This window comes from Paenibacillus sp. 598K, assembly GCF_003851045.1.
Taxonomy (GTDB): Bacteria; Bacillota; Bacilli; order Paenibacillales; family Paenibacillaceae; genus Paenibacillus_D.
This window is the reverse complement of record NZ_BFBX01000071.1, coordinates 114,126-122,246: the sequence shown is the minus strand read 5'-3', so window position 1 is coordinate 122,246 and position 8,121 is coordinate 114,126. Positions and strand designations below refer to the sequence as shown.

At 59.8% G+C, this 8,121-nt stretch carries 3 protein-coding genes; 1 reads left to right on the top strand and 2 read right to left on the bottom strand.

Annotated elements, in window-relative coordinates:
* Positions 1–363: 363 nt before the first annotated feature.
* Positions 364–1,167: an HAD family hydrolase gene (locus PA598K_RS20840; RefSeq protein WP_128658813.1), complete on the bottom strand. Its 804-nt coding sequence runs from the start codon at positions 1,165–1,167 to the stop codon at positions 364–366.
* A gap of 366 nt (positions 1,168–1,533) precedes the next feature.
* Between PA598K_RS20840 and PA598K_RS20835 the strand changes: the two genes are divergently transcribed.
* Positions 1,534–6,639 carry an Ig-like domain-containing protein gene (locus PA598K_RS20835; protein WP_128658812.1) on the top strand — a complete coding sequence of 1,702 codons (5,106 nt, stop codon included), beginning with the start codon at positions 1,534–1,536 and terminating at the stop codon, positions 6,637–6,639.
* Positions 6,640–7,177: 538 nt separating this feature from the next.
* Here the strand turns inward: PA598K_RS20835 and PA598K_RS20825 are convergent.
* Positions 7,178–8,121, bottom strand: a 944-nt coding sequence (locus PA598K_RS20825) for an opine metallophore biosynthesis dehydrogenase (protein WP_128658820.1), incomplete at its 5' end; no start/stop codon positions are given.

Below are 8,121 nucleotides of genomic sequence, written 5' to 3'. Positions count from 1 at the left end.
CACTTTTCATTCTAACTGCACAATTGCATTTATTTTCCTCATTTAGTCCGGTTTCGTCACAATTAAGTGTACTTTTACAGTTGTCACCCTCAGGTCGTTCCTGAACCAACGTTTTGTGGCAGCTTTTGCGACCATGCGTATTCTGACGCCTCGGTCACGACCGGCGCCACGCCATGTGTGCCTGCCTCGAGCAGAGACGGCACCACGCCACGTGTGCCTGCCTCGAGCAGAGACGGCGCCTGTGCCTGCCTCGCTCAGGGACGGCGACCCGTCTCGGGCGCCTGCTTCGCTCTGGAACATCGACACGCTACCGATGCCTGCCTCGATCAGCGAGCGTCGACACGCCACGGTACCCGCCCTTGCTTAGGAACGATGTCCCGAGACAGTGCCCGCCAATACCTGCTCGACGACAGCGGCGACGCTGGGCGTCGTGTGCGTGGCTCGCGCCTGCACATCGGGATGGCTGCTGGCGATCGCATAGCTGTTGGGCGTGATTGCGAAGAGCGGCAGGTCGTTGAACGAATCGCCGATGCAGACGACCTCGTCGACGGTCAGCCCCAGCTCCTCGAGCAAGGCATGGGCGCCGACCCCTTTGGAGATGCCGCTCGGCATGATGTCCAGGCAGTCGATATCGGCTATATAGGCGTCGATGGCGTCCCCAAATTGCTGCTTCACAAGGGGCAGGTATTCGCGGAGCGCCTCCACCTCGCTGAAGAAGGACATTTTGCTGCTTAAAATATCGCGTCCCAGTCGCTCCGTCAGATCGGGGATGATCTTCAGCGGCGCTTTGAGCCTTGGCTCCAGGAGGCGAGCATGGGCCGTATCCTCCTCGATGATATAGTAATCCGGGGCGCACAGGAGCATTTGGTACGGCGTGCTGCGTCCATGGCGGATGATCTCCAGCTGCAGCTCCCGGGGGAAATAATCGGCCTTGATCTGTCGGCCGTCCGCAAGATGCGCATAGGCGCCGTTCTGGGAGATGGCGTGGACCTGCAGCTTGATCGAACGAGCTACCTCCTGGATCTCCGGGTACATGCGGCCCGAAGCAAAGGCGACGGCAACACCGCTTTCCTGGGCTTGCCGCAGCGCCGCGACATCGGCATCGTGTATAGTCGAATGATCATGGAGCAGCGTACCGTCCAGATCGCTAATGATAAGCTTAATCATGCGTGGACTCCTTTACGTTTGTCGTGTTGTGCTCTATCTTATCCATACTAATGCTTATTACTCCTGGCTTCAAGGTCTGAAGCGGGCGCTTGGTCGGGGGAGACGGAGCGCTCGCTGGCAGCTGCGGGCGGAGGAGCGTCGCCGGGCTCTTCATTCTATTATTATGGAAGCTTTGGCTTGGTGGCTGCGGCAATCCTGTGGTTGCTGTTCGGAATGGCATCTCGCAGGAGGAGGTCCTAAGTCCCGGTTGCGTAGGTCGTACGATGTCGTTTTTTGTCCAGAAATTGTTCAGTAAGACCTGCTATGCTTGGGACAGCGGGCTCATGATGCCCAAAAAAACTATGCATATCAGAACAGGAGACTGCAATGAACGGACAATTCAGCAAGACGATGAAGGTTCAAGCGCGCAAGGGACTGTTGCTTATGTTATGTTTCCTCTTGCTGCCTATTCTGTCGCTTGTCGCGCCGGGTGGAGTAGCGCAGGCAGGCCTGCCTGCGCCGATTGAGTGGGTTAGCGTTGACTCGGGGGTCGATAGCTCGCTGCGCAAGATCATTTACGCAGAGGATCATTACTTTACTGTGGGCGGCGATGGCGTTGCACTGCGGTCGGCGGATGGCGCCGAATGGGAGCCTATCCCGTTGTTTGTCGATGAAGATTCAAAGGTGAATCTGCGCGGTCTCGCTTACCTTGAAAATCGTTTTTTTGTCGTAGGCTATGATGGTGTTATATTGACATCAAGCGATGGGGAATCATGGGACGCCGGAATTCATGATGACAACTTCGACTTGGAAATCGACTTGTACGATATCGCATTTTTTGACGGCCATTTTTATGTGGTGGGCGACGATGAGACGATCCTGCAGTCGTCAGATGGCACGACATGGACCATTGACCAAGGCAATAGCGACGGTTACAGCATTCGGATGATTGCTGCGAACGAGGATCGGATCGTCACGATTGGAGAGAACGGCCAGCTCCTGTACAAGGACTCTGGTGATGCCGCAGAGTGGACGAGTGGTCAGTCATTCTCAGGGGACATGGACGCTGTTGCTTATCATGGCGGTTTGTTCGTGGCTGTGGGAGAGAGCGGCAAACTTCTCACCTCTACGGATGGTATCACTTGGGCCGTGCGCAGCTCGGGCACTACGGAGACGCTGCGAGGCGTGGAGTGGATTGAGGATAGCTGGTATGTCGTCGGCAGTGATGGCACCGCGCTTCGTTCATCGGATGGTCTCATATGGGATGCGTTGCCTGCTGCAGAGTCTACCAGACTGTACGACATCGCCTCTGGCGACGGCGGGATTTTCGCGGTGGGCCAGAATGGCAAGATCTATCGTTACGGCGCATTCCAGGTCATCCCTGAGAACTGGGTGCCTGTGACTCTGACCAATATGAACAATGACTTGCATAAAATTACGTACGAAAACGATCGCTACATCGCTGTCGGAGCTGGCGGAGCGCTCGTATCCTCCGTAGATGGCGAGACATGGACGACGACTAACATCCAAGGTGTTTCAGGGTTGTGGGCCATTCTCTACCATGGCGACAAGTACTATGCCGCAGGTGAGAACGGTGCGATTATTCATTCGACAAACTTGAGCCAGTGGAGCGGGGTGCAGCCGGAAGAATGGCTAACCGGCGACGATAGCGACCCTGATGCTCCTAGCCTTCCTGGCGCTCCTACAGAAGCGCTGTACGACTCGGTCAAGGCTGGCGAAGGCTTCATGCTCGTCGGGGAAAACCAGTCGATGGTCGTCTATGACGAGATGTGGATGAACATCACGGAGAGCGGCGGAACGGCCGTGCTGCGCGGCATCGATGCGACAGAGACGATGCAGGTCGCGGTCGGCGAGGATCGTACGCTGCTGTACCTCGCGCTCCCGGATGACGGGGACAAGGACGATGCGGGCAGCAATGCGCCGGATCCGGTATGGCAGACGTGGACGCCGGTAACCGAAGGTCCGCCGTCGTATGATCTGTTCAGCGTAGCAGCGCATGAGGACAAGTATGTTGCCGTGGGCTCGCATGGCGTCATCCTGACTTCGAGCAACGGCAAGGACTGGACGATGAACGATGAGGTGACCTCGTCCAATCTGCGCAGCGTGCGCTGGATCGACGATCGCTTCTATGCGGTCGGCGACGGCGGCTTGCTGATCTCCTCCGAGACCGGAGAGACCTGGAAAAAGCATGCCATCGAGGACGCGCCTTCCTTTGATTTCTACGATATCGTCAAAGGACCTGCAGGTATGGTCATCGTCGGCGCAGGCGGCGAGGCAATCCGTCAAGTCGTCGTACGCGTCGCGTCCGTCGAGCTGAGCAAAAATGAGCTGACGTTCGTCGAGAATGGCGAGCCGCAAACCTTGACTGCGACTGTGCTGCCAGCCGATGCGCTTAATCAAGAGATCGCTTGGAGCAGCAGCGACGAGACGGTCGCGACCGTAGTGGATGGCGTCGTGACGCCGCACGCGATCGGCGAAGCCACCATCACGGTAACGACTGTAGATGGCGGATTTACGGATACGGCGGACATCAAGGTCAAGTCGAGCTGGATCGACGTAGAGGGCGTAACGCTGGACCGGGAGACGCTCTCGCTTAATGAAAATGCCTCGGAGACGTTGACGGCTACGGTAACACCAAGCGATGCCAGCGACCAGGAGCTCACCTGGATCAGCTCTGATCCGGCAATCGCTACGGTAGTCGGAGCGCCGGACGGCACGGCTACGGTAACGGCTGTAAAGCACGGCAGCGCTACGATTACGGTCAAAACCGTCGATGGCGAGTTCACGGATACGGTTGAGGTGACCGTGCATCGCCCGGCTACGGGCATCACGGTGTCGCCTACGACGCAGAAGCTGGCGGTCGGCGGCCAATCGGTGCCGCTGGTCGCGACAGTGACCCCGACGGGCGCCACCAACGCGACCGTCACCTGGACCAGCTCTGATCCGGCAGTCGCGCAGGTGAGCAATACAGGCGTCGTCACGCCGGTCGCTCAAGGCACGGCGACGATCACGGCAACGGTAGGCGGCACGCTGACAGCGACCTCGACGATCACTGTCGAGCAGCTCGTCTCCGGCATCAACCTCGTGCCGTCCGAGCTTACGCTTGACGAACTGGCGAGCGGCACGATTACGGCCACTGTACTGCCTGCCAATGCGTCCGACGCATCTGTCACCTGGACAACGAGCAATTCAGCGGTCGCGACAGTGAATGAGCAAGGTCAGGTAACGGCGGTCAGCAAAGGCACGGCGACGATCACGGCGACGTCGGCTGATGGCGAGCGCAAAGCGCAAGCGACGGTGACGGTCATCCGTCGCGCCGCCAGCGTTACGGTCGCGCCGGACACGCTCAGTCTGTACGAGCATGGCGCTGCAGCGACGCTGACAGCGACTGTTAGCCCGCAAGGCGCCAACAATAGCAACGTCGCCTGGACCAGCTCCGATACGACGGTCGCGACGGTCAATGCGAACGGCGTCGTCACGCCAAAAGCGATCGGCGAAGCGAAGATTACTGCGACGACGGCCGATGGCGGACATACGTCATTCTCGACAGTTACGGTCCAGGCCAATCGGGCGAATCATGTGGAGCTGGACAAATATGAGATCCGCATGGATCAAGGCGATCAGCCGGTAAAGCTGACGGCGACGGTCTATCCGTCCAACGCTTCGGACAAGAGAGTGACATGGTCCACAGACAATCCGGCTGTAGCGACTGTATCTGACGGCTGGGTGACGGCTGTCGGCGGCGGCTCGACGGATATCACTGTAAGGACGGTAGATGGCGGTTACACCAGGCAGGCGCGTGTCATCGTCAAGCAGACGGTATGGCCGGTCACCGGCGTCACGCTGGATTACTCGACGCTGGATCTTACCGTAGGAGGGGCGACGGGTCTGCTGAAGGCGACGGTCGCTCCAGCCGAAGCGAGCAACAAAGCTGTGCAGTGGAGCAGCAGCAAGCCTGGAGTCGCAACGGTTAATGCGAATGGCGTCGTCACGCCAGTAGCGGTCGGGACGACGCAGGTGACCGTGACGACCGTAGACGGCTCGCGTACCGCATCGGCAACTGTGACGGTCAAGGCCGCCACGCCTCCTGTCACGCCTGGTAACGGCAATGGCGGAGGAGGGGGCGGAGGAGTCATCGCTGCGCCTCCTGCGACAAAAGAAGAAGTCATCGCAGGCGTAGTCGACGGAGGCGCTGCAAGCGCTCAAGGCTTGTCGTCCTTCACGATCAAGCGTGTAACAGGGGATGGCGGAGCCAAGCAGGATACGATCACGCTCGAAGCCGCCAAGACGAAGGACGCGGCCGACAAGGCCAAGGCTGCCGGGCTGACGGCGATCCGACTGATCGTGCCTGACAGCAAGGACGAGGTCTCGCAGACGAAGATTACGCTGCCGCTCGGTGCGCTCAGCAATCTGCAAGCCAGCGACCTCGGTCTGGAGCTGAATACCGTCAATGCTCGTCTTGTCATCGGCAGCGAATCGCTTGCCGAGCTGAAGCAAGAGCTGATCTTCCAACTGAAGCCGCTCAAGACGGCTAGCGAGCAGGCACAAGTCGAGACGCGCGCCGCTGGGCAGTCCATCGTCCGCGATGCGGTAGGGGCAGGCAGCTTCGAGGTAGTCGGTCGTCCAGTGACGATCGAGACCAATATGACAGGCCAACCGGTACAGATCATCCTGCCGCTGGCAGCGAATCTGGTACCCCAGGATGCCGCAGCGCGCGAGGCGTGGCTGGCGCGTCTGATGATCTTCATCGAGCATAGCGACGGCGAGCGCGCGCTCGTCCGGCCGCAGGTCGTCACAGAGCCATCCGGTCAGCTCGGCCTCGCGTTCCAGGTGACCAAGTTCAGCACCTTCTCGATCCTCGACATCGAGCCGAGCGATGCGGAGACGCCTGAGACGCCTGAGGCGGAAGGCAGCCAAGGGGCTTATGTCAGCGGCTATGAGGACGGCACCTTCCGTCCGTCCAATCAGGTCACGCGCGCCGAGCTGGCGTCGATCCTGGCGAGACTGTACGCAGCTGAGCCTGCAGCATCGGCTGACGTCGAGCTGTCGGATATCGATACGCACTGGGCGGCAACTGCAATCCGTACGGCCGTAGCCGGCGGTTACATGCAGGGCTATCCGGACGGCACCTTCCAGCCGAATCGCGTGCTCACGCGCGCCGAGATCGCAGCGATCCTCGCGCGCATCCAGGGGCTGACGCATAGCGGTGTCGCCACCTTCGGCGATGTCGCCAGCGGCCACTGGGCCGAGGGCTATATCGCGGCGGTGCAGCAGGCAGGTCTGATGACTGGCTATGAGGGCGGTCAATTCCGCCCTGGCCAAGGCGTCACCCGCGCCGAGGTCGTCGTCATCTTCAACCGGCTGCTGGAGCGCGGTCCGCTGACCGGCGTGACGGAGCCGAGCTGGAGCGATGTCGGTCCGGGCCACTGGGCCTTCGGCGATATCGAGTCAGCCTCGCGTACGCAGCAGTAACGATAGGCTGGAGGTCAGCGGTGCGCTGATTCAGCCTTAGCAAGAAGAGGTACACCTTGACTCAAACAAAGAACCTTCCCTGCCAATGGCGGTGGAAGGTTCTTTGTGGCGTTGTGCAGATCGCTTAACTGCAAAAATACCTCTATTTATGCTCCATATCGCATGTAATCGGAATTTAAATGCAAAAGTGCAGTTATTTTCGGAAAATGGTGCATTAGGAGGCAAATTCACTCCGATCAAGTGCACATTTGCATTTATTTGCCTGTTTCTACCTAGTTTCGCTGCAAATAAATGTACTTTTACACTTATCCCCTATCGGGCAATTGTGAATTAGGCAGCAATCTCGGCGGCATGACGGCGTCGGACGACCTGCAAGTCAGACCCTCTGTCGATCCGGCGACTCCAGCGACCCCGACCACTCGGGAGACTGGTGATACGTGTGAGCCTGCTCCGCCTCGTCACCTTCGCGCCTTGTCACGCTCGCGCCTTGCCACCTCCCCGCCTCGTCACCTTCGCGCCTTGTCACCTCTCCGCCTCGTCACCTCCGCGCCTCGTCACGCTCGCGCAGTGCCAGCGGCAGCAGCTCGGAGCGGATGCGCCGGAGCTCGTCCTCGAAGGTCTGCGGCTCGAACGCCGGGGACAGCGGGTGGCCCTCCAGTCCGTCCGGCTGCTGGAGCAGATAGCGTTCGTAACGGGCGACGAATGTGTCGATTATCGGGCAAGGCGTCTCGGCGTGACGGGCGATCCCCTGGATGAGCTTCAGCCGATAGTAGTCCTCCTTGGGCATGCGCGGGATATCCCAGGCGCCCTCGCGGTTAAGGAATACGCGCCGGAGCTGCACTGCCGAGAAGTCGAAGTATCGTCCGTGCTCGTCGGGCTCCGAGTAAGGATCGACGAGTAGAGAGGCGTACCGGACATAGAGCAGATACTGCTGATGGAGCGGCTCGAGCGTCATGAACCGGTCGATCTCATCTCTGTCGAGACTCTCCGGCCGCACCGGATAGTTGTCGTCGACCATGAACTGGAGCAGGTTAAGCGCAGGTACGCCGAGGCGTCTGCATAGCTGCGTGATCTCCTGCCATTGCGCCAGCATCTCACGGATCAGCGTCTGTGTGATCGGCCCCTCCGGGAAAAGCTTGTAGACGTACAGAGGCGTCGTCGTCGGCCCGAAGACGGCGTCTAGCGCGATCTCGTTCATAAACAGCGGCGGGTGAACGTACAGCGAGATGTTGCGGGCTTCTGCGGCTAGCGCAGACTCGGTCGCGATCAACTCAATGCCCGCCTTCGCGTATAGCGCGCGGAACGCTTCGACGCTGTCGCTTGCGCTTAAGCGGTCGCCACCTGCTCCTGCCTCGCCATCTGTCCTTGAGCAGTCGCTACCCGCCAACGTACCGCCCTCATCCGCCCTCAAGCGGACGCAATCGCCATCTGGCTCGCCCTCGTCGGCTCCCGACCAGTCACCCGTCCCCGACTCGCTCTCAC

Bases quoted from the DNA above. Each gene is read 5' to 3' on its own strand.
- PA598K_RS20840 (WP_128658813.1), bottom strand. From the start codon at position 1,167: ATGATTAAGCTTATCATTAGCGATCTGGACGGTACGCTGCTCCATGAT.
- PA598K_RS20835 (WP_128658812.1), top strand. From the start codon at position 1,534: ATGAACGGACAATTCAGCAAGACGATGAAGGTTCAAGCGCGCAAGGGA.